Raw genomic sequence first — 23352 nt, 5'->3', positions numbered from 1 at the left:
AAACAATGGCATATCATGCTGGTGAATATGATGTAATAGTAATAGGAGCAGGTCATGCGGGGAGTGAAGCAGGTCTTGCTGCTGCCAGACAAGGGGCTAAAACACTTGTATTAACAATTAATTTGGATATGGTTGCATTTATGCCCTGTAATCCATCAGTAGGTGGTCCTGCAAAAGGGATCGTAGTCAGAGAGATTGATGCTCTTGGTGGAGAAATGGGTAAAAATATTGATAAGACCCATATTCAAATGAGAATGCTCAATACTGGTAAGGGACCGGCAGTGCGTGCGTTAAGAGCACAGGCAGATAAATTCGCCTATCAGAATGAAATGAAAAAAACGCTCGAAAATGAAAAGAATCTAACCCTCATGCAAGGGATGGTTGATCGCTTACTTATTGAGGATGGGGAATGTAAGGGCGTTATTACACAGACAGGGGCTATCTATCATTCAAAAGCAGTTGTTATTACAACAGGTACTTTTTTACGCGGAGAAATTATTTTAGGAGAATTAAAATACTCCAGCGGCCCAAATAATCAACAGCCATCCATCAAGCTATCTGAACACCTTGAAGAGCTTGGACTAGATTTAGTCCGTTTTAAAACAGGTACACCGCCAAGAGTGAACGGTGATACAATTGATTACAATAAAACTGAAATACAACCTGGCGACGATGTACCAAGGGCATTTTCCTATGAGACAACGACCTATATTACGGATCAATTGCCATGTTGGCTGACATACACAAATGAAGGAACACATACGATTATCGATAATAATTTACATCGCTCTCCTATGTATTCTGGAATGATTAAGGGTACTGGACCGCGTTATTGTCCTTCAATAGAAGATAAAGTAGTTCGTTTTAATGATAAGCCACGCCATCAAATCTTCCTTGAACCGGAAGGCAGAGACACGAACGAAGTATATGTACAAGGACTTTCAACGAGCTTGCCAGAAGATGTTCAAAAGGAAATCCTGGCAACTATACCGGGACTTGAAAATGTACAGATGATGCGGGCTGGCTATGCAATTGAGTATGATGCAATCGTACCAACACAGCTCTGGCCAACCTTAGAAACAAAGAATATTAAAAACTTATATACTGCTGGTCAAATCAATGGGACATCAGGTTATGAAGAAGCTGCTGGACAGGGGCTAATGGCTGGGATCAATGCAGGCCGCAGAGCTCTGAATGAAGAGGAAATCATTCTGAGCCGTTCGGATGCCTATATTGGGGTTCTGATTGATGACCTGGTTACGAAGGGAACGAATGAGCCTTACAGATTGCTTACATCCCGTGCTGAATATCGTTTATTGCTGAGACATGATAATGCAGACCTGAGATTAACAGAAATAGGCCATCGCATTGGATTGATCAGTGAGGACCGTTATGAACGCTTCTTAACTAAAAAGCAAGCTATTCAGAATGAAATCGAAAGGCTGGCTGCGACCATCATTAAACCAAATGAAACTACCCAATCTTATTTAAGAGAATGGGGAAGCAGTGAACTAAAGGATGGCATTCGCGGCAATGACCTGCTTAGAAGGACAGAATTATCGTACAAGCATATCAGCCAATTGATTCCTGCAAACTATGAAGTTCCGGAGGATGTAGCAGAGCAGGTGGAAATACAGGTTAAATATGAGGGTTACATTGAAAAGTCGATTCAGCAAGTAGAAAAGCTGAAGAAAATGGAAAACAAAAGAATCCCTGATTTAATTGATTATGATGCTATTACAGGGCTTGCTTCTGAAGCACGTCAGAAATTAAAACAGGTTCGTCCATTATCTATGGCCCAGGCTTCACGTATATCAGGTGTCAACCCAGCTGATATTTCTATCTTGCTTGTTTATATTGAACAAGGGAAAATTGCAAAAATACCCCAAAATTAAGAGGTAAATAAATGAACATATCAGAATTTAAACATGCATTAGAGGAGAAGGGAATTGTTCTTTCTCCCTCTCAGCTTGACCAATTCGAAACGTATTTTAAACTTTTGGTAGAGTGGAATGAAAAAGTAAATCTAACAGCTATTACGGATAAAGAAGAGGTTTATTTGAAACATTTCTATGATTCCATCTCACCATCTTTCTTTATTGATTTTAATCAGGATCTTTCTTTATGTGATGTTGGAGCGGGAGCAGGGTTTCCCAGTATACCACTGAAGATTTGCTTTCCATCTATAAAATTGTCTATTGTAGATTCTTTAAATAAGCGGATTACCTTTTTAAAAACCTTAACAGATGAGCTGGGTTTACAGGATGTCAGTTTATATCATGATCGTGCAGAAACATTTGGGAAATTAGCAGCACACCGGGAACAATATGATTATGTTACGGCTAGAGCAGTTGCCAGATTATCGGTTTTAAGCGAGTTATGCCTTCCATTAGTAAAAAAAGGAGGCAAATTTATCGCTTTAAAAGGTGCCGGTGCTGATGATGAAGTATTGGCAGGGAAAAAGGCGTTGACAATTTTAGGTGGTAAAATGGATCAGGACTTTTATTTCCAACTGCCAAAGGAAGACAGCAAACGTCATATTATCTTAATTGATAAAGTAAAAGAAACGCCAAAAAAATATCCACGAAAACCGGGAACACCAAATAAGCAGCCATTAGAGTAAACTTTATTGAGACGGATATTCTAAAAAACGGTATAATAAAGATAGCTATTACCAAAAAATGAGACAATCTGAACTTATTTAAATATGATTTTTGCCAATGATTAAGCTAGTTGGAAGTTTTTTAAAGGTGGTGTAGGGATGACAAAACATCCTTTTTCACGTTTTTTTGGACTTGGAGATAAAGAACAAAATGTTGACAGGGAATCGGGAATTGAGACGGAAAAAGAAGAAATAAACCATGATGAAATCCATAAATTGCCTATTTCTTCAATTGTACCAAATCGTTTTCAACCAAGAAGTATTTTTGATGATGAGAAAATTGAAGAACTCGCTCTGACTATAGAAACGCATGGAATTATTCAACCCATTGTTGTCAGAGAGATTCATGATGGGCAATTTGAAATAATTGCCGGTGAACGTCGATACCGAGCCATAAGTAAATTAGGTTGGGATAAAATTCCTGCTATTATTAATAATCTCTCAGACACTGAAACAGCATCTGTAGCTTTAATAGAGAACCTTCAACGTGAGGAATTATCTCCTATTGAAGAAGCTGTGGCATACAGTAAATTGATTGAACTGCATCAATTGACCCAGGAAGGTCTTGCAAACAGGCTTGGAATAGGACAATCTACGGTTGCCAATAAAATTCGTTTACTCAAATTGCCGCAGGTGGTTCAGAATGCGGTCATGCAAAAGGCAATCACAGAAAGGCATGCACGCTCCTTAATACCATTAAAAGATCCTGAAAAACAGGCGAAGCTTGTAGAAGAAATCATTGATAAAGGACTGAATGTGAAGCAGACAGAGGAACGAGTCAACAAACTGCTTTCAGCTGATGAAGACAAAAAGCCTCGTGCCATACGAAAAGCATTCAGTAAGGATATGCGAATAGCAGTAAATACGATCCGTCAATCAATGAGCATGGTTAAGGATAATGGAATTAACTTGGACTCAGAGGAAACAGAGTTTGATGATTTTTATCAAATTACCATCCGTATTCCGAAAAAAAGTAAATAATAGTTTCATTAATAGATAACTTGGCAATCCGATAGGTTGCCAGTTTTTTTTATAATTAACAGCCTTTTTACAAAAATCGATACTTTCTGTGTGATAATTTTAAATATATGAACTTTGAAAAATAGAAACATGTTAAAATAGAAACGTTATAAGTCTGAATGTAAAGTGAGGCAGGTGACAACATGGGAAAAGTAATATCTATTGCAAACCAAAAAGGAGGAGTTGGTAAAACAACAACCTCAGTCAATTTGGGGGCCTGCTTGGCGTACATAGGAAAGAAAGTTTTGCTAGTCGATGTTGATCCACAAGGAAATGCGACCAGTGGAGTAGGGATAGAGAAGGCTGATGTTGAACAATGCATTTATGATGTACTTATTGATGATGTGGATGTTGCTGATGTTATTAAGGCAACGAAAGTTGAAAACCTAGATGTCATACCGGCTACTATTCAACTTGCAGGCGCTGAAATAGAATTAGTTCCTACCATATCCAGAGAAGTACGCTTGAAAAGAGCGTTAGAAGCTGTTGTTAATGAGTATGATTATATTATTATTGATTGTCCTCCATCTTTAGGGTTATTAACTCTCAATTCCCTGACAGCATCTGATGCTGTGCTTATACCTGTGCAATGTGAATACTACGCCCTTGAAGGCCTCAGTCAATTACTTAATACGGTTAGATTAGTTCAGAAACATTTAAACCATGATTTAAAAATAGAGGGAGTATTATTAACTATGCTTGATGCCCGGACAAACCTGGGTATACAAGTCATAGACGAGGTTAAGAAGTACTTCCAGGATAAAGTATATAAAACGATCATTCCACGTACTGTACGTTTAAGTGAAGCACCAAGCCACGGTGAGCCGATTATTATTTATGATCCAAAGTCACGTGGAGCGGATGTATATTTAGATTTGGCAAAGGAAGTGGTTGCAAATGGGTAAGGGATTAGGGAAAGGTCTTGATGCCCTTATTGCTAACATGGAAGTCAGCAAAGAAGAAGTGGTACAAGAGATTGCGATTAAAAATTTGCGGCCAAATCCATATCAACCAAGGAAATCTTTTCAACCCGATGCTATTGAAGAGTTGAAGAAATCAATTCTGCAGCATGGAATTCTACAGCCTCTTATTGTACGGAAAAGCAGTATTAAAGGCTATGAAATAGTAGCTGGGGAAAGACGCTTCCGTGCTGCTAAGGAAGCAAAAATGAAGTCTGTGCCTGCGGTAGTTCGTGAATTTGATGATCGACAAATGATGGAACTTGCTTTATTGGAAAATCTTCAAAGGGAAGATTTAAATCCGGTAGAGGAGGGTGCTGCTTATCAATCATTATTGAGAAACCTTGATATCACTCAAGAAGAATTGGCGAAAAGAATGGGGAAAAGCAGACCTCATATAGCCAACCATATTCGATTGTTATCATTGCCTGCATTGATTCAGGATTATATTTCTCAAGGGAAATTATCAATGGGGCATGGAAGAGCATTGCTAAGCTTGAAATCAAAAAAAGATATTAAACCTCTGGCTGATAAAGTTATCAAGGAAAATCTTAATGTTAGGCAATTAGAAGGGATCATTCAAAATTTGAATGAAAGTGTTCCACGTGAAACAAAAAAAGTCCCTGCTAAGGATATATTTATTCAGGAAAGAGAAAATCAATTAAGAGAACGTTTCGGTACAACCGTGAACATTAAACAGAATAATAAGCGAGGGAAAATAGAAATAGAATTTTTCTCCAATGAGGATTTAGAGAGACTCCTTGAAATTTTAGAAAAATAAAAAACCATATAAATGGTTTTTTATTTTTCTCTATAAATTATTGTCATGTACCTTTTCTTCTTCGAAATTCCAATTAAATGTTGTAGTTATGGAAGTGGCATGATTATAGGATAACCCGGCTAAATAAATACCTTTTGTAATGGCTTTAGCCATTTTAAGTACTAAATTTAAACGAGTATTTTGAAGAACAAAGTATTCCATAAATCCACTAACATTCACAATTCCTGTAATATGGGCTTCTCCTACATTGGGCAACTCTTTATTTACACCGGCACCAGGCTTTACAGGGCCTTTACCAACCTGGATGACTCCAACACTTTTAACTCTGCCAAGACAAGCGTCTATTCCAATAATAAATGGGTTTTCATGTATGCTTTGAATGTAATTGAGTTTTTCCTGTAAATTAACAGCATGTATTGGATCCTCTAATGTACCATATATATAAAAATTGGGCAGTGTTTTTTCACTTAACAATGTTCCAATTAAAGGACCAAGTGAATCACCAGTTGAACGGTCTGTACCGATACAAATAATGACAACAGGACGTACTTTATGAGAAGGGAGGATTGTGAGTAATTCTCTAGAGATAACATGATGGGCATTCTCTTCCTCATATGATATTCGATTTGTTGTATTGCGTTGTTCAAAAAAAGAAGGCCTCATGTTCATAATTACCACTCCTCTGCAAAAGTACTATCAGTATACGGAAAATATAGGAATTTTATACACTGAACTTTGGAATATATTGCAGATTTTCGAATCTTATATTCTTCTCATTCAGTGATCAGGATAAGAAGACTTGTCTTTTTTTTAACATTTTTACCTTCCAAAGCCGAGATGTAGTAAAATGGTTAACGTTTCTTTTAAACAGATTGATTTATCATATGTATACCCAAGCATAAGGAATAAAGAAACATTATCATTATTCATACGCATAGGTATTTTGGCCCTAAGAGATTTGAATAAGTTATATTAAAAAAACATTTTCGTAAAATTCATCAGAGAGGTAATAAGAGTAAAGGGTTCTTTATAGCGAATCTAGTCTGAAACATTATTTTTATATGATGAAATGAAAGGGAAGAAATTAGAGAAACGGGAGTCTAAGTAGATTTCTGTTTATTCTGGATGTTGGTTTTAATTGGAGGTCTGGCCATATGCTGATATAATTCATGGATATAAAGGGTAAAGTTTAAATAATGGAGGATTAAAAACTATGGATGATAAGGATTTTGGATTGAATGATGTTGTTGAAATGAAAAAGCCTCATCCATGTGGTATCAACCGCTGGAAGATTATTAGACTTGGTATGGATGTCCGAATTAAGTGTGAGGGATGTGACCATAGTGTCATGTTGCCCCGTAAAGATTTTGTTAGGAAGATGAAAAAGATACTTCAGAAACACGAGGCATAATCTCAAAGCTTAATGTACAGCTTGTATGCTATCATTATAAAGTGTAATTTAAATACTAATATGAAAAAGAATAGCGGCTTGTCTTTTAGATGACTTGTCACTATAATTGGTAAAGGTTTATCACATATAGATTATATAACATTTAATATGTTTTCACATAAGGAGTGAATGATGTGGCATTAACAGCTGGAATAGTAGGTCTGCCTAACGTAGGAAAGTCTACTCTCTTTAATGCAATAACACAGGCTGGAGCAGAATCCGCTAACTATCCATTTTGTACGATTGATCCGAATGTAGGGATTGTAGAAGTACCAGATCATAGATTGCAAAAGCTGACAGAGCTTGTAATACCGAAAAAAACAGTACCGACTGCCTTTGAATTTACTGATATCGCAGGAATTGTGAAAGGGGCAAGTAAAGGAGAAGGGTTAGGAAATAAATTCCTTTCTCATATTCGCCAGGTAGATGCAATTTGCCATGTAGTAAGATGCTTTGCTGATGAAAATATTACCCACGTTTCAGGTAAGGTTAATCCAATTGATGATATTGAAACGATTAATCTTGAATTAATTCTTGCTGATATGGAAACAGTTGAAAAAAGGATTGACCGTGTTGGTAAATTAGCCAAACAAAAAGATAAGGAAGCTGTTGTTGAGTATGAAGTTCTTTCCTTATTAAAAGAAGCATTTGAAGCTGAAAAACCAGCCAGAGCAGTGGAATTCACGGAAGAACAGCTCAAAATCGTTAAAGGATTACATCTTCTCACGATTAAACCAGTTTTATATGTTGCTAATGTTGATGAAGATGAAGTGGCTGATGCGACCGATAATGAATACGTGACTCAAGTGCGTGAATTTGCAGCAAAAGAAAATGCTGAGGTAATCGTGATTTGTGCCAAAATCGAATCAGAAATTGCTGAGCTTGAAGGCGAAGAAAAAGCAATGTTCCTTGAAGAATTAGGCATAGAAGAATCTGGTTTAGATCAATTAATTCGGGCATCTTATCAATTGTTGGGCTTGGCAACATATTTTACGGCAGGTGTTCAAGAAGTACGTGCCTGGACTTTCCGTAAAGGGATGAAAGCGCCACAGTGTGCAGGAATTATTCACTCTGATTTTGAACGTGGATTCATTCGCGCAGAAATCGTTTCTTATGAAGATCTGATGGAAGCTGGTTCCATGAATGCAGCGAAAGAAGCCGGTAAAGTTAGATTAGAAGGTAAAGAATACGAAGTAAAAGACGGGGACATTATTCACTTCCGTTTTAATGTATAAACAAGAGGACCGGTCAGTATGATCGGTCTTTTTATCAATTTGCAAACTTCCTATATGTATGCTATACTTTTAACTTGTGAGTAATTGTAATTAATTGCTCCTTGCCCATAAGGGCCGTTTAGACCAAAAGGAGGTGACAGTGATGACAAAATACGAAGTTATGTATATCATCCGTCCAAACATTGAGGAAGATGGAAAAAAAGCTTTAGTTGAGCGTTTTAACACAATTTTAGCTGACAAGGGTGCTGAAGTTCTTGAAACAAAAGAATGGGGCAAACGCCGTCTTGCTTATGAAATCAATGATTTCCGTGATGGATATTACATGATCAACAAAATCCAAGCTGAAAATGCAGAGGCTGTTCAAGAATTTGACCGTCTTGCTAAAATCAGCGAAGATATCATCCGTCATATTGTAGTTAAAGAAGAAGAGTAATTTTGATTGAACATAAATTGTTTCATGTGGAACAATTTTCTAATATTAGGAGTTGATTCTGTTGATAAACCGTGTCATTTTGGTAGGTCGTTTAACGAAGGATCCTGATCTCCGCTATACTCCGAATGGTGTTCCTGTTTCAACCTTCACATTAGCAGTGAATCGCCCATTTTCTAACCAACAAGGTGAACGGGAAACAGATTTTATTAACTGTGTTGTTTGGCGACGCCAGGCAGAAAATGCAGCTAATTATCTGAAGAAGGGTAATCTTGCTGGAGTTGATGGACGTATTCAAACTCGTAATTATGAAGGTCAGGATGGAAAACGTGTCTATGTAACAGAAGTGTTAGCAGAGAGCGTACAATTCCTAGAGCCTAAAGGTTCATCTGCCGGTGAAAAAAGCGGCGGAAGCCAATATGGTGGTCATGATACCAATCCATTTGGCCAGGGAAATAGCAACCAAAACCAGAATCAACGGAAGGACAGTAATTATACGAAGATTGATGATGATCCATTCAGCAGTAATGGACAAACTATCGATATTTCGGATGATGACCTTCCATTCTAACATTGATAATTCGAACGGACGTATATAATTATAATGAAAGGGAGTGAATAATATGGCAGGCGGACGCAGAGGCGGACGTGCAAAACGCCGTAAGGTTTGTTATTTCACAGCAAACGGCATTACGCACATCGACTATAAAGATGTAGATCTTCTTAAAAAGTTTATCTCTGAGCGTGGAAAAATTCTTCCACGTCGTGTAACTGGAACAAGCGCTAAGTACCAACGTAGATTGACTATTGCAATCAAACGTGCTCGTACTATGGCTCTTCTACCATTCGTAGCAGAGGAAAAATAAGATTTTACACATAAAAACGGAAAGGGAATCCTTTCCGTTTTTTAATTGTATTTAAGAAGATAGAATTGACATGAGTACTTATTTTAAAGTTATAGACATTGAATCACATTATACCTAAATATTATTTAAATATAATGTATAGTTTAATCTAATGTCTTGTTTTTTGGATATCATTTTATTTATGCTTTATAATATTCTTTGTATGCATTTATTGTTTTAAATAGGTACTATTGAAGGGTATTAATTATACGCCTGAGAATAGGTAAATTATTGCTCTGTTGGTCATAATAGAGTTTTATCAAGTATAATGATAAGTAATACATAAATTGATCCACATTATTTAGGAGCTGAATCTATGCCATCTTATTTAAACAGGCAAGCGATCCGTTATCCCATCTACGCATTATTGGGTGTATCTTTATTAATCATCGGAGTTCTTGCTTATTATAATTGGATATTTGCAATAGTAGCTTCTTTGCTTTTTGGCATTCTTTTCTTTCTAATATTAAAAATTGAATATGGAATACAAAAAGAAACGGAAATCTATATTTCCACTCTTTCCTATCGATTAAAAAAAGTGGGGGAAGAAGCTCTATTAGAAATGCCTATAGGTATACTGCTTTTCAACGAGGATTATGTGATTGAATGGACCAACCCTTATATGGCTAAGTGTCTACAGGAAGATACCCTCGTTGGAAAAAACATTTCAGAGGTTGCAGAACCTTTAATACCTTTAGTTAAGAGAGAGGAAAGCGAAGATATTGTAGCAATTTATAATCGCAAATTTCGAATTGTTCATAAGCCGGAGGAAAGATTGCTTTATTTCTTCGATGTTACAGAGCAAACAGAAATTGAAAAAATGTACGAAGAAGAGCGAACTGTCATTGGAATTATCTATCTGGATAACTATGACGATGTGACACAAGGTATGGATGATCAACGAAAAAGCAGCTTAAATAGCTTTGTAACCTCTTTATTAAATAATTGGGCTAAAGAATATGGAGTCTTTTTAAAGAGAATTTCATCTGATCGGTTTATCGCTATTTTTAGCGAAAGCATTCTTAACCACCTGGAGAAAACAAAATTTTCTATACTGGATGATGTACGGGAAACAACAGCCAAGCAAAATGTTCCATTAACATTGAGTATAGGTGTGGGGAGCGGAGTATCGGCATTACCTGAACTGGGCAGCATTGCTCAATCAAGTCTTGATCTGGCTCTGGGAAGAGGTGGAGATCAGGTCGCCATTAAGCTCCCAAATGGAAAAGTGAAATTTTATGGTGGCAAAACAAATCCTATGGAGAAGAGAACTAGAGTCCGTGCACGGGTAATTTCACATGCACTGCGTGATTTGATAGTTGATAGTGATAAAGTCATTGTAATGGGACATAAGTTTCCGGATATGGATGCTATTGGTTCGTCCTTAGGGATATTAAAAATTGCTGAAATGAATAACCGTGAAGGATATATTATCCTAGACAGAAGTGAATTAGATTCAAGTGTTAAACGACTTCTAACCGAAGTGAAGCAAAAGCCTGAGTTGGACTCCAGATTTATATCACCTGAAATTGGCGTTGAATTAATAACCGATAAAACATTACTTGTTATTGTAGATACTCATAAGCCAAGCATGGTTATTGAGGAAAAACTGGTTTCCCGGACTGAGAAAATCGTGGTGATTGATCATCACAGGCGCGGCGAGGAATTTATAGATAATTCTATCCTGGTTTATATGGAGCCATATGCATCATCTACAGCCGAGTTAGTAACGGAGCTTATCGAATACCAGCCGAAGCGTGTAAAGGTGGGTATGCTGGAAGCAACTGCTTTGCTGGCGGGTATTATAGTAGATACAAAATCATTTACATTTAGAACGGGTTCCAGAACTTTCGATGCAGCCTCTTTTTTAAGAGGGCATGGTGCAGACACAGTCCTTGTACAAAAGCTTCTTAAGGAAGATGTAGATACTTACTTAAAGCGGGCAAAGCTGATTGAGGATGTTTATTTTTATCATAAAGGGATTGCTATTGCTCATGGTGATTTAAATGAATTTGCTGATCAGGTGTTGATTGCCCAGGCTGCAGATACATTGTTAGCAATGGATGAAGTAATTGCATCCTTTGTGTTATCACCAAAATCAGAAACTAGCATTGGCATAAGTGCAAGATCTCTTGGCGACATAAATGTTCAGGTTATTATGGAACGTTTAGGTGGCGGAGGGCATCTTACAAATGCGGCAACTCAACTAGATGACATTTCAATGGAAGAAGCAGAGCAAATGTTGAAAGATGCAATTGATGAGCTATATGAAGGAGGCACAAACACATGAGAGTAATATTTTTAAAAGATGTTAAAGGAAAAGGAAAAAAAGGTGAAATTAAAAATGTTGCAGATGGGTATGCACATAATTTCCTTTTGAAACAAGGATTAGCTGTAGAAGCAACTGGCAGCAATATGAAAACACTAGAAATTCAAAAAAATAAAGAAGTACAACTCGCAGCTGAGGAACTCGAAAATGCAAAAAAATTAAAAGAGCAATTAGAAAAGCTTACGATTGAATTAAAAGCGAAGACTGGTGAAGGTGGCAGAATCTTTGGATCCATTACCAGCAAACAGATTGCTGATGAATTACAAAAACAGCATAAGCATAAAATTGATAAACGTAAAATCGAATTAGAAGACGCAATTCGCTCTCTCGGCTACACAAAAGTTCCGGTTAAGCTCCATCATGAGGTAACTGCTACTTTAAATGTTCATGTGAAAGAACAATAAAATATTTTCCCAGGAAATAATTTTCCCGAAAAGTGATGAAAAGCTTGTTAGCTGATTTCATCACTTTTTTTTAGTATGATAGAAGTTACTAATGCAAATGAAAGTTAAAATAAATAATTTCCTGTACCTATTCTCTTCATTTCCATATACAATAGAATAGCAATCCATTTTAATTGCTAATAAAAAAATATAATTACGTTTAAATATATAAAGGGGGTTTGCCGAATGAATGAGCTCTTTACTGATTTGGTTCCACCACAAAATGTTGAGGCGGAACAAGCGGTTTTAGGAGCAATTTTTCTTGTGCCTTCCTCTTTAATACTTGCCTCTGAGATTTTGATACCTGAGGATTTTTATAGAAGTGCACACCAAAAAATCTTCATGGTTATGCTGAAGCTAAACGACAAAGGAAAGGCTGTCGATTTAGTTACAGTAACTGAAGAACTAAGTGCAACAAAGCAGCTTGAAGAGGTTGGGGGAGTTCCCTATTTAACAGAACTGGCGTCATCAGTACCTACCGCGGCCAATATAGAATATTATGCCCGAATCGTTGAAGAAAAGTCCGTTTTAAGAAGATTAATTAATACAGCAACTGGCATTGTACAAGATGGGTATTCTCGTGAGGATGAAGTGGAAAGCCTCTTGGGTGAAGCCGAAAAAAGCATTATGGAAGTTGCCTCCCGAAAAAATGCCGGAGCCTTCCACAACATTAAAGATGTTTTAGTTCGCACCTATGACAATATTGAGTTGCTTCATAACCGAGTAGGAGATGTAACTGGAATACCTACCGGCTTTAATGACTTGGATCACATGACAGCAGGCTTCCAGCGCAATGATTTAATTATTGTTGCTGCCCGTCCATCTGTTGGTAAAACAGCCTTCGCTCTTAATATTGCCCAAAACGTTGCAACAAAAACGGATGAAAATGTTGCGATTTTCAGTCTGGAGATGGGTGCAGAACAATTGGTCATGCGTATGCTTTGCGCAGAAGGTAATATAAATGCTCAAAACCTTAGAACAGGATCTCTGACAGACGAAGATTGGCGCAAATTAACACTAGCAATGGGAAGCTTATCAAATGCGGGTATATTTATAGATGATACTCCGGGTGTCCGAATTAGTGAAATCCGTTCAAAATGCCGCCGTTTAAAGCAAGAACATGGACTTGGCATGATTCTGATTGACTATCTCCAGCTTATTCAGGGGAATGGCAGATCAGGCGAAAACAGACAACAGGAAGTATCAGAAATTTCCCGTTCCCTTAAGGCCCTGGCAAGGGAGCTAGAAGTTCCAGTTATCGCTCTTTCCCAGCTTTCTCGTGGTGTTGAGCAACGTCAGGACAAGCGTCCGATGATGTCTGATATCCGTGAGTCAGGAAGTATTGAGCAAGATGCTGATATTGTAGCCTTCCTATACAGGGAAGATTATTATGATAAAGAAACAGAAAACCAAAATGTTATTGAAATTATCATTGCGAAACAGCGTAATGGCCCGGTTGGAACGGTTCAATTGGCATTTGTGAAGGAATACAATAAGTTCGTTAATTTAGAAAGAAGATTCCAGGATGATGCCATCCCTTCTGGAGCATAATAGTCTATAGACCCACCAAACCAGGGTGGGTTTATTTTTATTACAATAATACACGAACATATTTTACTATTTTCGTATAAATGTTCGTGTATTCCTTGAAATTACTCGATGTAATTGATACACTTAATTTGTTTGTTATACCAAAGTGCAAGATGTTGGTAAATTAGTGGAGGTGTAAAGAATGTCTTCAGTCGTAGTAGTAGGTACACAGTGGGGAGACGAAGGTAAAGGAAAGATTACAGATTTCCTTTCAGAAAACGCAGAAGTAATTGCCAGATATCAAGGTGGAAATAATGCGGGACATACAATTAAATTTAATGGTGAAACATATAAGCTTCATTTGATTCCCTCCGGTATATTCTATAAGGATAAGATATCAGTAATTGGAAATGGTATGGTCGTTGACCCTAAAGCACTTATTGAGGAGCTTACTTATCTGCACGATCGTGGGATTTCCACAGATAATTTACGTATCAGCAATAGAGCTCATGTGATTCTTCCTTATCATCTGAAACTTGATGAAGTAGAGGAAGAGAGAAAAGGAAGTAATAAAATCGGTACTACTAAAAAGGGAATTGGCCCGGCTTATATGGATAAGGCAGCACGTATAGGTATCAGGATTGCCGATTTATTAGATAAAGAAGTATTTGAAGAGAAGCTGACAAGAAATTTGGAAGAGAAAAACCGTATGCTGGAACGTTTTTATGAAACTGAAGGCTTTACGATGGATGACTTTTTCGAAGAATATTATGAATATGGACAGCAAATTAAACAATATGTATGTGATACCTCTGTTGTTTTAAATGACGCCTTGGATGAGGGGCGCCGTGTTTTATTTGAAGGAGCACAAGGGGTAATGCTTGATATTGATCAGGGAACTTACCCATTTGTTACATCCTCGAACCCAGTTGCGGGCGGAGTGACAATCGGTTCCGGAGTCGGACCATCTAAAATCAATCATGTAGTGGGTGTATGTAAAGCCTACACAACACGTGTTGGAGATGGGCCATTCCCTACCGAGCTTGATAACGAAATCGGTAATCAAATTCGTGAAGTAGGAAGAGAATATGGAACTACTACGGGACGTCCGCGAAGAGTAGGTTGGTTCGATAGCGTTGTTGTCCGCCATGCGCGCCGTGTTAGTGGAATCACCGATCTTTCTCTTAACTCAATTGATGTTTTAACAGGTATTGAAACATTAAAAATCTGTGTTGCTTATCGACACGATGGAAAAGTATTGGAGGAGTTCCCGGCAAGTCTGAAGATATTGGCTGAATGTGAGCCAATCTATGAAGAACTGCCAGGCTGGACAGAAGATATCACGGGTGTGAAGACATTGTCTGACCTGCCTGCCAATGCACGTACTTATCTAGAAAGAGTATCTCAGTTAACAGGTATTCCATTATCAATCTTTTCTGTAGGACCGGACCGTAATCAAACGAATATAATCCGCAATCCATACGGTATATAAAAATAACTGGCTGACAGGCGAAATCGTTTGTCAGCCTTTTGATAATTAATCATGATTACTAGTATATTTCATATAGAATTTGAGGATTAGATAACAGTCTAATCCTTTTTGGTATTCACTGCTGTATATATTTGGAATACCATTTTAAAAAGATGACCTGTTTCAATAGAAATGGTAAAGTAGGATTAGGATAGTTTAGCAAAATCGTGACTCGCAGATGTCATTAATATATACATTTTATTTTATAAAAGGGAGAAATAGACAATGGATAAAAAGATACTGGTTGTTGATGACGAAAAGCCTATTGCAGATATATTACAGTTTAACTTGAAAAAAGAAGGATTTGATGTGTATTGTGCCTATGACGGTAATGATGCCATTAAAATGGTGGAAGAACTTCAGCCAGATTTGATCTTATTAGATATCATGCTACCGCAACAGGACGGAATGGAAGTTTGCAGGGAAGTGCGGAAGAAATATGATATGCCAATAATTATGCTGACGGCAAAGGATTCCGAAATAGATAAAGTGCTTGGTCTGGAACTGGGAGCAGATGATTATGTGACAAAGCCGTTCAGTACCCGTGAATTAATTGCACGTGTAAAAGCGAATTTACGCAGGCAAAAACATGCTGCCAATCAACAGGAAGATAACGAGGAAACAAATGAAATTACGATTGGCAATCTAGTGATACACCCTGATTCTTATATGGTATCCAAAAGAGGTGACACCATTGAATTAACCCATAGGGAATTTGAGTTGCTCTTTTATCTCGCTAAACATATAGGCCAGGTAATGACAAGGGAGCATCTTCTGCAGACAGTATGGGGATATGATTACTATGGAGATGTCAGAACAGTTGATGTAACCGTTCGACGTCTACGTGAAAAAATAGAAGATAATCCAAGCCATCCTGCATGGATTGTTACAAGAAGAGGAGTTGGGTACTACCTCCGTCATCCTGAACAGGAGTAAAAATTATGAGAAAAGTTGGTTTCTTTAAATCGATTTATTTTAAATTTGTACTGATTTATGTGCTGCTTATTTTAGTTGCCATGCAAATTATCGGAGTTTATTTTGCACAGGGGCTTGAACAGCAGCTATTGGAGAATTTTAAGAGCTCTATCCAAGAGCGGGTAACCATTCTTTCCTATAGTTTAGAAAAAGAAATAACGGAAACCCGCAAAGTTGAAGATCCCACCTTAATAGAGGATATTAAGACAACATTGGAGGGTTATTCCTCTGGGGATATAACGGAGATACGAGTAATGGATCAGGATTCAAAAATTATTGGCACATCTGATCCGGAGAAACAAGATATAATAGGGAGCCGTTCAACTGAAAAGCTTGTTGACAGGGCAAATAATCAAGGAACGCCCCAAACAGAAATCAGAATCGATTCACAGACAGGAAAAAGAATTCTCCTCTGGTCAGAACCGATTTTGAGTGACGGACAAATTATAGGGAATTTATATCTGAATACGAAAATAGAGAATGTCTATTCCCAATTAAAACAAATTAATACGATAATGGCGAAGGGAACGATTATTTCTCTTGCAGTCACAGCCTTTTTAGGAATATTACTGGCTCAGACCATTACACGGCCTATATCCGACATGCGTAAGCAAGCTTTAGCGATGTCACGCGGTAACTTTTCAAGAAAAGTTAAGGTATATGGATATGATGAAATTGGTCAGCTTGCTATCACGTTCAATAGTTTAACTAAAAAGCTGCAAGATGCACAGGCGACAACTGATGCAGAGAAAAGGAAGCTCTCTTCTGTATTGACTAATATGACAGATGGCGTGCTAACAACAGATCGCAGAGGCCGAGTCATTTTGATTAACGATACAGCACTATCAATGCTGAAAGTTTCACGTGAAACGTCATTATCTAAGCCGATTACAGAGGTATTAGGATTAGAGGACACGTACAATTTCGATCAATTATTGAGTGAGAAGGAGTCCATTATCCTTAATTACAGCAATGAAAAGAAATTGCTTTATTTGAGAGCGAATTTCTCTGTTATTCAAAGAGAAACAGGCTTTATTAATGGGTTAATTGTTGTTCTTCATGATATTACCGAGCAAGAAAAAATCGATGAAGAGAGAAGAGAATTTGTTGCGAATGTTTCCCATGAGCTTAGAACTCCACTGACAACGATGAGAAGCTATCTAGAGGCTTTGGCAGATGGCGCCATGGAAGATAAAGAGCTTGCTCCGCGTTTTCTGAACATAGCTCAAACAGAAACAGAGCGGATGATCAGATTGGTTAATGATCTTTTGCAGCTCTCAAAGCTCGATAATACAGACTATAAGCTTTCTACAACATGGGTTGATTTTGGCCGTTATTTCCACCGGATTATCGATCGTTTTGAAATGTCTAAATCACGAAATGTCACTTTTAAACGTTTAATCCCATCTGAGCCAATTGGTGTAGAAATAGATGAGGATAAAATTACTCAAGTACTCGATAATATCATTTCGAATGCATTGAAGTATTCACCTGAGGGTGGACAAGTTACATTTAAACTGCAAGTAATCGGACAATTTGTGGAAATTAGCATTAGAGATGAAGGGATGGGTATCCCGAAAGAAAATGTTTCGAAGATATTTGAAAGATTCTACCGTGTAGATAAAGCCAGATCAAGAAAGATGGGCGGTACAGGTTTAGGTCTCGCGATAGCGAAGGAAATGATTGAAGCACATAAGGGGCATATTTGGGCTTCTAGTGAGGAAGGGAAGGGGACTACCATTTTCTTTACTCTCCCTTATGAAACATTACAAGAGGATGATTGGGAATGAGCTGGGAAGGATTTAAAAATATCTTATTGGTGTCCCTCATTTTGATAAGTGGCCTTTTGACCTGGTCATATTGGTTTTATCAGCCAACCTATAACGAGACAGAGAAAACAAACTATGTTCAGGAGAAAATCTTCAGTAATCTTGAACCGGATGAAGTCGTAAAACCAACAAAAATGATTTATCACAAAGATAATTTATCCTATGGAACTTACTCTGAGGAAATGATTACACATGCAATTAATTCCATCAAAAAATGGAATTTGTTTAACTTCCAGGATCAATCATCAAAGTATAAAAATACAGCTGCAATCAAAAAGTTTAGCGAGAAGGATGGATTCATTGAATTGATATTTAATGATATTGTTCCGCTGTCTTTTTATAAAAACTATTTAAAAATAGAAGATAATGAGCTGCCAAATGTTAATTTTGACAGGGTTATTATTCATACCGATAATGATTCTATCTACTTTGTTTCTAGTGAAAAGAAAACAGTCATTGAAGCATCCGTTGATAAAGATTTGATTGAAGACTTCACACAAGAGTACGCGAGGGTTGAAAATCTAAAACCCTACACAAAGCTAAAACTATCAGAAACTAACTCAATCCTGGTTCCTTCCGGCGAAATAAAAGTAAGTAAATATGATTTTCTAACAAAAGCTACTGATGTGAAAAGCTTTAAGGAAGCTCTGTTTATCAGACCAAGCACTGTTAAGCAGGAAGGGGATATCTATACCGATGGATTGAGTATAATGAAAAAGAACCCAAAAACATCAATGATTGAATACAAAAATCTTGTTGTCGGTGCCAAAGATGAGAAAAAGCTGGAAACTCATATATTGCAAAGCAGCATAGAATTTATCAATATTCATGCCGGTTGGGATACACGCCACCGGTATGTGTCATTAGATGAGTTTAGCAGAGAAGTCGCTTTCCGTTTATATATTGATGGACTTCCTGTATTTAATGAGGAAGGTATGACTGAAATTCACCTGGAATATGGAACTCAAAATGTGAAGAGATATGAACGTTCCTATTTTAATCTTGTGGATGAGCCCTTGGATCAAAGCACAGTTACTCTTCCTTCTGCAAATGAAGCTTTAAAGTCCTTCAAAATCGATAAGGGTAAACAATATGATGCAGATAAACTTACGGATATGACTGTCGGCTATAAGCTAATTCATAATGATAATTCAGGCACGACTCTTTTGGGATTAAAACCTGTCTGGTACTATCAGTATGATGGCAGCTGGGTAGATATTTCTGAAGAGGATTTAGGAGGACCTATGGATGGATTGGAATAAAACAAAAGGTTTATTCATTGTGGTGTTTCTAATTCTGGACGTATTCCTCTTATATCAGTTCCTGGATTTTAGGGCAGCAAAGCTTGAAATCAATAAGGATTCGGAATCAACCATTGAAGATAGACTAAAGGCTGAGGGTATCAAGTATCATGTAGGGACTCAGGAAAGAGTAAGTGAAAAGACGATAAGTGCTAAGCCTAAGGAATTCAGTAAAGAGGAATTAAATACCCTCAAAAATCAAACCTTTATTATTGATAATAAAAGAACCATTCGATCGACACTGGATAAACCAATTAAAATTGGTACTGGTGAAGGGAAATATTTTGAGCTAGAAAGTTTCATTAACAAAAATGTATACTCGGGTGATGAGTATGAATTCTGGCGTAAAGAAGATGGGACAATAACATATTATCAAACCTACAAAAGCCGTTTACTTTTTAATAATAAAAACGGTGCCTTAATATTTAAGCTTAATGAAAATGATGAAGTAATTTCGTATATTCAAACACACCTCGATGATATTGAGGAATTTAATGAAAACCAAGAGATTAATCCGCCGATTCAAGCAGTAGAAAGTCTGTTAAATGGAGGATACTTGTCATCTGGAAGTGAAGTTTCAAAGGGTAAGCTTGGTTTTTATACACTAATAGAAGTATCAGAATCAAAAGTACTTGTCCTTGTGCCAACATGGCATTTTACAGTAAATAAGCAAGAGGATTATTTCGTAAATGGTATTGAAGGACAAGTACTGAATACAGAAGAAGGAAATGTAACGGAGTGAGGAAGAATGTCGATGAAATTTAGCGTTCTAGCCAGTGGAAGCACGGGGAATTCACTCTATGTGGAATCAGGAGAGCATTCATTTTTAGTGGACGCTGGTTTAAGCGGCAAAAAAATGACCGAGCTATTAAATAAAATTGATAAAAGGCCTGAAGACTTGTCAGGAATTTTTGTGACGCATGAACACAGCGACCATATAAAAGGGCTTGGAATTTTGGCTCGTAAATATAAGCTGCCTATTTATGCTAATGCCAACACATGGAGAGCGATGGATGGGTTAATTGGAGAAATTCCTACAGATTTGAAATTTGAATTCGGGATGGAGACTGTTAAATCATTTGGCAACCTTGATGTAGAGTCCTTTGGTGTTTCTCACGATGCGGCAGAGCCGATGTTTTATGTATTTCATCAGGATGGCAAGAAGCTGGTGACAATTACAGATACAGGGTATGTAAGTGATCGAATGAAGGGCATTATTAAAAATGCAGATGTGTACATCTTTGAGAGCAATCATGATGTAAGTATGCTCCGCATGGGGAGATATCCATGGAGTGTAAAACGTCGGATACTAAGCGATGTAGGCCATGTTTGCAATGAGGATGCTGCTATAGCCATGAGTGAAGTTGCGGGTGACCGGACCAAACGATTTTATCTGGCTCATTTAAGTAAGGACAATAATATGAAGGATCTGGCACGTATGTCTGTCAGTCAAACACTTGAAACAAAAGGAATCAGAGCGGGAGAGCAATTTAGCCTGTATGATACGGATCCTGACGAACCAACTGAATTAATACATGTTTAACAGAGGAGGTTTCCTCTGTTATTTTTTTAGGTAATATATATAATGTTGGTAAAGTTTGGAGAATACACACAAGTTCTTAAACATATCATTAAACTCTGCAACTAGAATTTTCCTTTCAATGCTGTTTTTGTTTATAAAATGGAAAACAACAAATACTAGACCTACATAAGTAAATAGTGAAGGGAATGTTGGCAAAATGGGCTATTATGATCAAGATTATAATCAGTCAGAACAGCAGCAGAATAAACGAAAAGGAAGTAAAGCTGGTTATTTTCTCTCCGGTTTAATCGGTGCTATTATTGGTGCATTATTAGTCCTTCTATTGACAGGCAACTTGAATAATAATGGATTAAATCAGAATACCAGTACAAATAACGGTAATGATACGTCCAAATTAACTCAAAATGTTTCTATGGATGTGACGACTGACGTCACTAAAGCTGTTGAAAAAACGGGAGACGCTGTAATCGGGATTACAAATATCCAAGGCTCCGACTTTTTCAATGAAACTCAGGAGGCAGGCACAGGCTCAGGAGTCATCTATAAAAAGGAGAATGGAAAAGCGTTTATCGTTACCAATAATCATGTGGTGGAAGGTGCATCTTCATTAGAGGTAACATTAGCTGATGGCACTAAAACTAAGGCAGAACTTTTAGGCAGTGACATATGGACAGATTTAGCTGTTATCCAAATAGATGATAAGGGTATTGATGTAGTTGCCGAATTTGGTAATTCTGATAAACTGAAAGCCGGAGAACCAGTTATTGCAATTGGTAATCCACTAGGTTTGAATTTCTCCGGATCCGTGACCCAAGGGATTATCTCGGGTTTGAACAGAACTATACCGATTGATGTGAATTCAGATGGTGTGGAGGACTGGAATGCGGAGGTAATTCAGACAGATGCAGCGATTAACCCAGGAAATAGCGGCGGTGCTTTAATTAATATAGGCGGCCAAGTGATTGGGATAAACTCCATGAAAATAGCCGAGTCATCCGTTGAGGGAATTGGATTATCGATTCCAAGCAATTATGCTATACCAATTATTGAGGATTTAGAGGCACATGGAAAAGTGAAACGTGCTTATATGGGAACTAGCCTTCGTTCCTTGAATGAAGTGACTAACTATCAGCGGCAGGAAACATTGAAGTTACCTACTGATGTGACAGAGGGTGTCGTCATTACAAGTATTGAACCAGGTTCTCCGGCTGCTAAAGCCGGATTAAAGGAGTTCGATGTCATTGTGGAGCTGGATGGGAAGAAAATTGCCAATGTTCCGGAGCTCCGTAAGCATTTATATGTTAATAAGCAGATTGGCGATAAAATGAAAGTGACATACTATAGAAATGGACAAAAAGCATCAACCGAAATGACATTGATTGAAGCCCAAATGTGATATAGTTAGGTACGAAAGCAGGGGATTCCAAATTCCCTGCTTTAAATATGAAAGCTCAAAATGAGACAGATATAACTAAAGACAACATGAAAAGGAGAATGAATATGAAAATTTATTGCTGTAAAGATCATGTAGAAGTTGGACTGGATACGATTGTGGATGAGACGGAAGTCCCTCCTTTTATAAATATGATTTCAGAGGAAGAAAATAAAGAAGTTACTAACAATTCTAAGGAATTCACCTGTGAATACTGTGGACAACCCGCTATATATATTGTGGCGAACTAATATTCGGGCACAATATGTGGACGGAGGTTGTGTATATGTGGATAACTTCTGTGGATAAAATGTTTGTAAAGTGAGGGTAACATGTGAATATCTCGGTAATAACTGTAGGTAAATTGAAGGAGAAATATTTAAAACAGGGTATCGAAGAATATGTAAAAAGATTATCGGCCTATGCAAAAATAGACATAATTGAAATACCCGATGAAAAAGCACCTGAAACATTAAGCGAGATGGAGATGCTGCAAGTCAAAGCAAAAGAAGGAGAGCGAATCCTCGCAAAAATTTCTGACGATACTCATGTCATTGCCTTGGCGATTGAAGGGAAAATGAAATCTTCTGAGGAACTTGCAGATACAATAGATAAACTCGCCACTTATGGGAAAAGCAAGATAGCCTTTGTCATAGGAGGATCACTTGGCCTTAGTAAAGACGTAATGAAACGGGCAAATGACACCCTGTCTTTCTCGAAAATGACATTCCCGCACCAGCTGATGAGGTTGATTTTGGTGGAGCAGGTGTATCGGGCGTTTCGGATTAATCGGGGGGAACCGTATCATAAGTAAGATGTTTTATCTTACTATGTTTATAGACGTATATGAAAAGAAGCTTAGTCACAGTTAAAGACCAAGTGACTTCCTTTTGTATGGGAAGATTCATTGGGCAGTTAAGGAATTAAGAAGAGTTGAAAAAAGGTGATTTGTTATTGAATTATCTTAGATAGATGTATTTCAGAAAATATAAATTAT

23 protein-coding genes are annotated in these 23352 nt (G+C 37.4%); 22 read left to right on the top strand and 1 reads right to left on the bottom strand.

What is annotated here, in order from left to right:
- Positions 1-5: 5 nt before the first annotated feature.
- The 5 genes from mnmG to AC4D4A_RS06825 all read left to right on the top strand — a co-directional run bounded on the left by mnmG (position 6) and on the right by AC4D4A_RS06825 (position 5422).
- The gene (gene mnmG / locus AC4D4A_RS06845) at positions 6-1895 is read left to right on the top strand and encodes a tRNA uridine-5-carboxymethylaminomethyl(34) synthesis enzyme MnmG (RefSeq protein WP_490995184.1); all 1890 of its coding nucleotides are present in this window, start codon (positions 6-8) and stop codon (positions 1893-1895) included.
- An 11-nt stretch (positions 1896-1906) separates the two neighbouring features.
- Positions 1907-2623, top strand: coding sequence for a 16S rRNA (guanine(527)-N(7))-methyltransferase RsmG (rsmG, locus tag AC4D4A_RS06840; RefSeq protein WP_490995183.1), 717 nt, complete (start codon positions 1907-1909; stop codon positions 2621-2623).
- A 138-nt stretch (positions 2624-2761) separates the two neighbouring features.
- Positions 2762-3643 carry a nucleoid occlusion protein gene (gene noc / locus AC4D4A_RS06835; RefSeq protein WP_490995182.1) on the top strand — a complete coding sequence of 294 codons (882 nt, stop codon included), beginning with the start codon at positions 2762-2764 and terminating at the stop codon, positions 3641-3643.
- Between the two features lie 182 nt (positions 3644-3825).
- Entirely contained in the window at positions 3826-4587 is a 762-nt protein-coding gene (locus AC4D4A_RS06830) for a ParA family protein (protein WP_490995181.1), read from the top strand.
- Positions 4580-5422: a ParB/RepB/Spo0J family partition protein gene (locus AC4D4A_RS06825; protein ID WP_490995180.1), complete on the top strand. Its 843-nt coding sequence runs from the start codon at positions 4580-4582 to the stop codon at positions 5420-5422. Before AC4D4A_RS06830 ends, AC4D4A_RS06825 begins: the two co-directional genes overlap by 8 nt.
- A 30-nt stretch (positions 5423-5452) precedes the next feature.
- On the opposite strand, the gene yyaC is transcribed toward AC4D4A_RS06825, so the two are convergent.
- On the bottom strand, positions 5453-6091 hold the full coding sequence (yyaC, locus tag AC4D4A_RS06820) for a spore protease YyaC (protein ID WP_490995179.1): 639 nt from the start codon (positions 6089-6091) through the stop codon (positions 5453-5455).
- A gap of 544 nt (positions 6092-6635) precedes the next feature.
- Here yyaC and AC4D4A_RS06815 point away from each other — a divergent pair.
- From AC4D4A_RS06815 to rlmH, 17 genes are all read left to right on the top strand, one after another.
- The gene (locus tag AC4D4A_RS06815; protein ID WP_066109702.1) at positions 6636-6833 is read left to right on the top strand and encodes a DUF951 domain-containing protein; all 198 of its coding nucleotides are present in this window, start codon (positions 6636-6638) and stop codon (positions 6831-6833) included.
- A gap of 173 nt (positions 6834-7006) precedes the next feature.
- Positions 7007-8107, top strand: a complete 1101-nt coding sequence (ychF, locus tag AC4D4A_RS06810) for a redox-regulated ATPase YchF (protein ID WP_490995178.1) — start codon at positions 7007-7009, stop codon at positions 8105-8107.
- Positions 8108-8249: 142 nt separating this feature from the next.
- Positions 8250-8540 (top strand): 30S ribosomal protein S6, encoded by a 291-nt coding sequence (gene rpsF / locus AC4D4A_RS06805; RefSeq protein ID WP_490995177.1) that lies wholly within the window; start codon positions 8250-8252, stop codon positions 8538-8540.
- Between the two features lie 61 nt (positions 8541-8601).
- The gene (gene ssb / locus AC4D4A_RS06800; RefSeq protein ID WP_066109692.1) at positions 8602-9108 is read left to right on the top strand and encodes a single-stranded DNA-binding protein; all 507 of its coding nucleotides are present in this window, start codon (positions 8602-8604) and stop codon (positions 9106-9108) included.
- A 52-nt stretch (positions 9109-9160) separates the two neighbouring features.
- The gene (rpsR, locus tag AC4D4A_RS06795) at positions 9161-9403 is read left to right on the top strand and encodes a 30S ribosomal protein S18 (RefSeq protein ID WP_066109691.1); all 243 of its coding nucleotides are present in this window, start codon (positions 9161-9163) and stop codon (positions 9401-9403) included.
- Between the two features lie 355 nt (positions 9404-9758).
- The gene (locus tag AC4D4A_RS06790; RefSeq protein WP_490995176.1) at positions 9759-11732 is read left to right on the top strand and encodes a DHH family phosphoesterase; all 1974 of its coding nucleotides are present in this window, start codon (positions 9759-9761) and stop codon (positions 11730-11732) included.
- Complete coding sequence (gene rplI / locus AC4D4A_RS06785; protein WP_490995175.1) at positions 11729-12175, top strand: 50S ribosomal protein L9; 447 nt, start codon at positions 11729-11731, stop codon at positions 12173-12175. The genes AC4D4A_RS06790 and rplI overlap by 4 nt, the downstream gene beginning before the upstream one ends.
- A 225-nt stretch (positions 12176-12400) precedes the next feature.
- Complete coding sequence (dnaB, locus tag AC4D4A_RS06780) at positions 12401-13765, top strand: replicative DNA helicase (protein WP_490995174.1); 1365 nt, start codon at positions 12401-12403, stop codon at positions 13763-13765.
- A 181-nt stretch (positions 13766-13946) separates the two neighbouring features.
- Entirely contained in the window at positions 13947-15236 is a 1290-nt protein-coding gene (locus tag AC4D4A_RS06775; protein WP_490995173.1) for an adenylosuccinate synthase, read from the top strand.
- 264 nt (positions 15237-15500) lie between these two features.
- A complete protein-coding gene (gene yycF, locus AC4D4A_RS06770) occupies positions 15501-16211 on the top strand; it encodes a response regulator YycF (protein ID WP_490558485.1) in 711 nt (236 codons plus the stop codon).
- 5 nt (positions 16212-16216) lie between these two features.
- Positions 16217-18040, top strand: a complete 1824-nt coding sequence (gene walK, locus AC4D4A_RS06765; protein WP_490995172.1) for a cell wall metabolism sensor histidine kinase WalK — start codon at positions 16217-16219, stop codon at positions 18038-18040.
- Positions 18037-19341 carry a YycH family regulatory protein gene (locus AC4D4A_RS06760; RefSeq protein WP_490995171.1) on the top strand — a complete coding sequence of 435 codons (1305 nt, stop codon included), beginning with the start codon at positions 18037-18039 and terminating at the stop codon, positions 19339-19341. Before walK ends, AC4D4A_RS06760 begins: the two co-directional genes overlap by 4 nt.
- Positions 19328-20122, top strand: coding sequence for a two-component system regulatory protein YycI (locus AC4D4A_RS06755; RefSeq protein WP_490995170.1), 795 nt, complete (start codon positions 19328-19330; stop codon positions 20120-20122). The genes AC4D4A_RS06760 and AC4D4A_RS06755 overlap by 14 nt, the downstream gene beginning before the upstream one ends.
- A gap of 6 nt (positions 20123-20128) precedes the next feature.
- On the top strand, positions 20129-20923 hold the full coding sequence (locus AC4D4A_RS06750; RefSeq protein ID WP_490995169.1) for an MBL fold metallo-hydrolase: 795 nt from the start codon (positions 20129-20131) through the stop codon (positions 20921-20923).
- A 196-nt stretch (positions 20924-21119) separates the two neighbouring features.
- Positions 21120-22319, top strand: coding sequence for a S1C family serine protease (locus AC4D4A_RS06745; RefSeq protein WP_490995168.1), 1200 nt, complete (start codon positions 21120-21122; stop codon positions 22317-22319).
- Positions 22320-22423: 104 nt separating this feature from the next.
- A complete protein-coding gene (locus tag AC4D4A_RS06740) occupies positions 22424-22606 on the top strand; it encodes a CxxH/CxxC protein (RefSeq protein WP_490995167.1) in 183 nt (60 codons plus the stop codon).
- 83 nt (positions 22607-22689) lie between these two features.
- Positions 22690-23169, top strand: coding sequence for a 23S rRNA (pseudouridine(1915)-N(3))-methyltransferase RlmH (gene rlmH, locus AC4D4A_RS06735; RefSeq protein WP_490995166.1), 480 nt, complete (start codon positions 22690-22692; stop codon positions 23167-23169).
- The last annotated feature ends 183 nt before the right edge of the window (positions 23170-23352 follow it).

It is taken from the genome of Pradoshia sp. Z5_111 (assembly GCF_058267535.1).
This window is presented reverse-complemented; position numbering and strand designations above follow the sequence as displayed.

What these genes read in the sequence shown, in the direction of transcription:
- mnmG (WP_490995184.1), top strand. Translation starts at nt 6, where the DNA reads ATGGCATATCATGCTGGTGAATATGATGTAATAGTAATAGGAGCAGGT.
- rsmG (WP_490995183.1), top strand. Translation starts at nt 1,907, where the DNA reads ATGAACATATCAGAATTTAAACATGCATTAGAGGAGAAGGGAATTGTT.
- noc (WP_490995182.1), top strand. Translation starts at nt 2,762, where the DNA reads ATGACAAAACATCCTTTTTCACGTTTTTTTGGACTTGGAGATAAAGAA.
- AC4D4A_RS06830 (WP_490995181.1), top strand. Translation starts at nt 3,826, where the DNA reads ATGGGAAAAGTAATATCTATTGCAAACCAAAAAGGAGGAGTTGGTAAA.
- AC4D4A_RS06825 (WP_490995180.1), top strand. Translation starts at nt 4,580, where the DNA reads ATGGGTAAGGGATTAGGGAAAGGTCTTGATGCCCTTATTGCTAACATG.
- yyaC (WP_490995179.1), bottom strand. Translation starts at nt 6,091, where the DNA reads ATGAACATGAGGCCTTCTTTTTTTGAACAACGCAATACAACAAATCGA.
- AC4D4A_RS06815 (WP_066109702.1), top strand. Translation starts at nt 6,636, where the DNA reads ATGGATGATAAGGATTTTGGATTGAATGATGTTGTTGAAATGAAAAAG.
- rpsF (WP_490995177.1), top strand. Translation starts at nt 8,250, where the DNA reads ATGACAAAATACGAAGTTATGTATATCATCCGTCCAAACATTGAGGAA.
- rpsR (WP_066109691.1), top strand. Translation starts at nt 9,161, where the DNA reads ATGGCAGGCGGACGCAGAGGCGGACGTGCAAAACGCCGTAAGGTTTGT.
- AC4D4A_RS06790 (WP_490995176.1), top strand. Translation starts at nt 9,759, where the DNA reads ATGCCATCTTATTTAAACAGGCAAGCGATCCGTTATCCCATCTACGCA.
- rplI (WP_490995175.1), top strand. Translation starts at nt 11,729, where the DNA reads ATGAGAGTAATATTTTTAAAAGATGTTAAAGGAAAAGGAAAAAAAGGT.
- dnaB (WP_490995174.1), top strand. Translation starts at nt 12,401, where the DNA reads ATGAATGAGCTCTTTACTGATTTGGTTCCACCACAAAATGTTGAGGCG.
- AC4D4A_RS06775 (WP_490995173.1), top strand. Translation starts at nt 13,947, where the DNA reads ATGTCTTCAGTCGTAGTAGTAGGTACACAGTGGGGAGACGAAGGTAAA.
- yycF (WP_490558485.1), top strand. Translation starts at nt 15,501, where the DNA reads ATGGATAAAAAGATACTGGTTGTTGATGACGAAAAGCCTATTGCAGAT.
- walK (WP_490995172.1), top strand. Translation starts at nt 16,217, where the DNA reads ATGAGAAAAGTTGGTTTCTTTAAATCGATTTATTTTAAATTTGTACTG.
- AC4D4A_RS06760 (WP_490995171.1), top strand. Translation starts at nt 18,037, where the DNA reads ATGAGCTGGGAAGGATTTAAAAATATCTTATTGGTGTCCCTCATTTTG.
- AC4D4A_RS06755 (WP_490995170.1), top strand. Translation starts at nt 19,328, where the DNA reads ATGGATTGGAATAAAACAAAAGGTTTATTCATTGTGGTGTTTCTAATT.
- AC4D4A_RS06750 (WP_490995169.1), top strand. Translation starts at nt 20,129, where the DNA reads ATGTCGATGAAATTTAGCGTTCTAGCCAGTGGAAGCACGGGGAATTCA.
- AC4D4A_RS06745 (WP_490995168.1), top strand. Translation starts at nt 21,120, where the DNA reads ATGGGCTATTATGATCAAGATTATAATCAGTCAGAACAGCAGCAGAAT.
- AC4D4A_RS06740 (WP_490995167.1), top strand. Translation starts at nt 22,424, where the DNA reads ATGAAAATTTATTGCTGTAAAGATCATGTAGAAGTTGGACTGGATACG.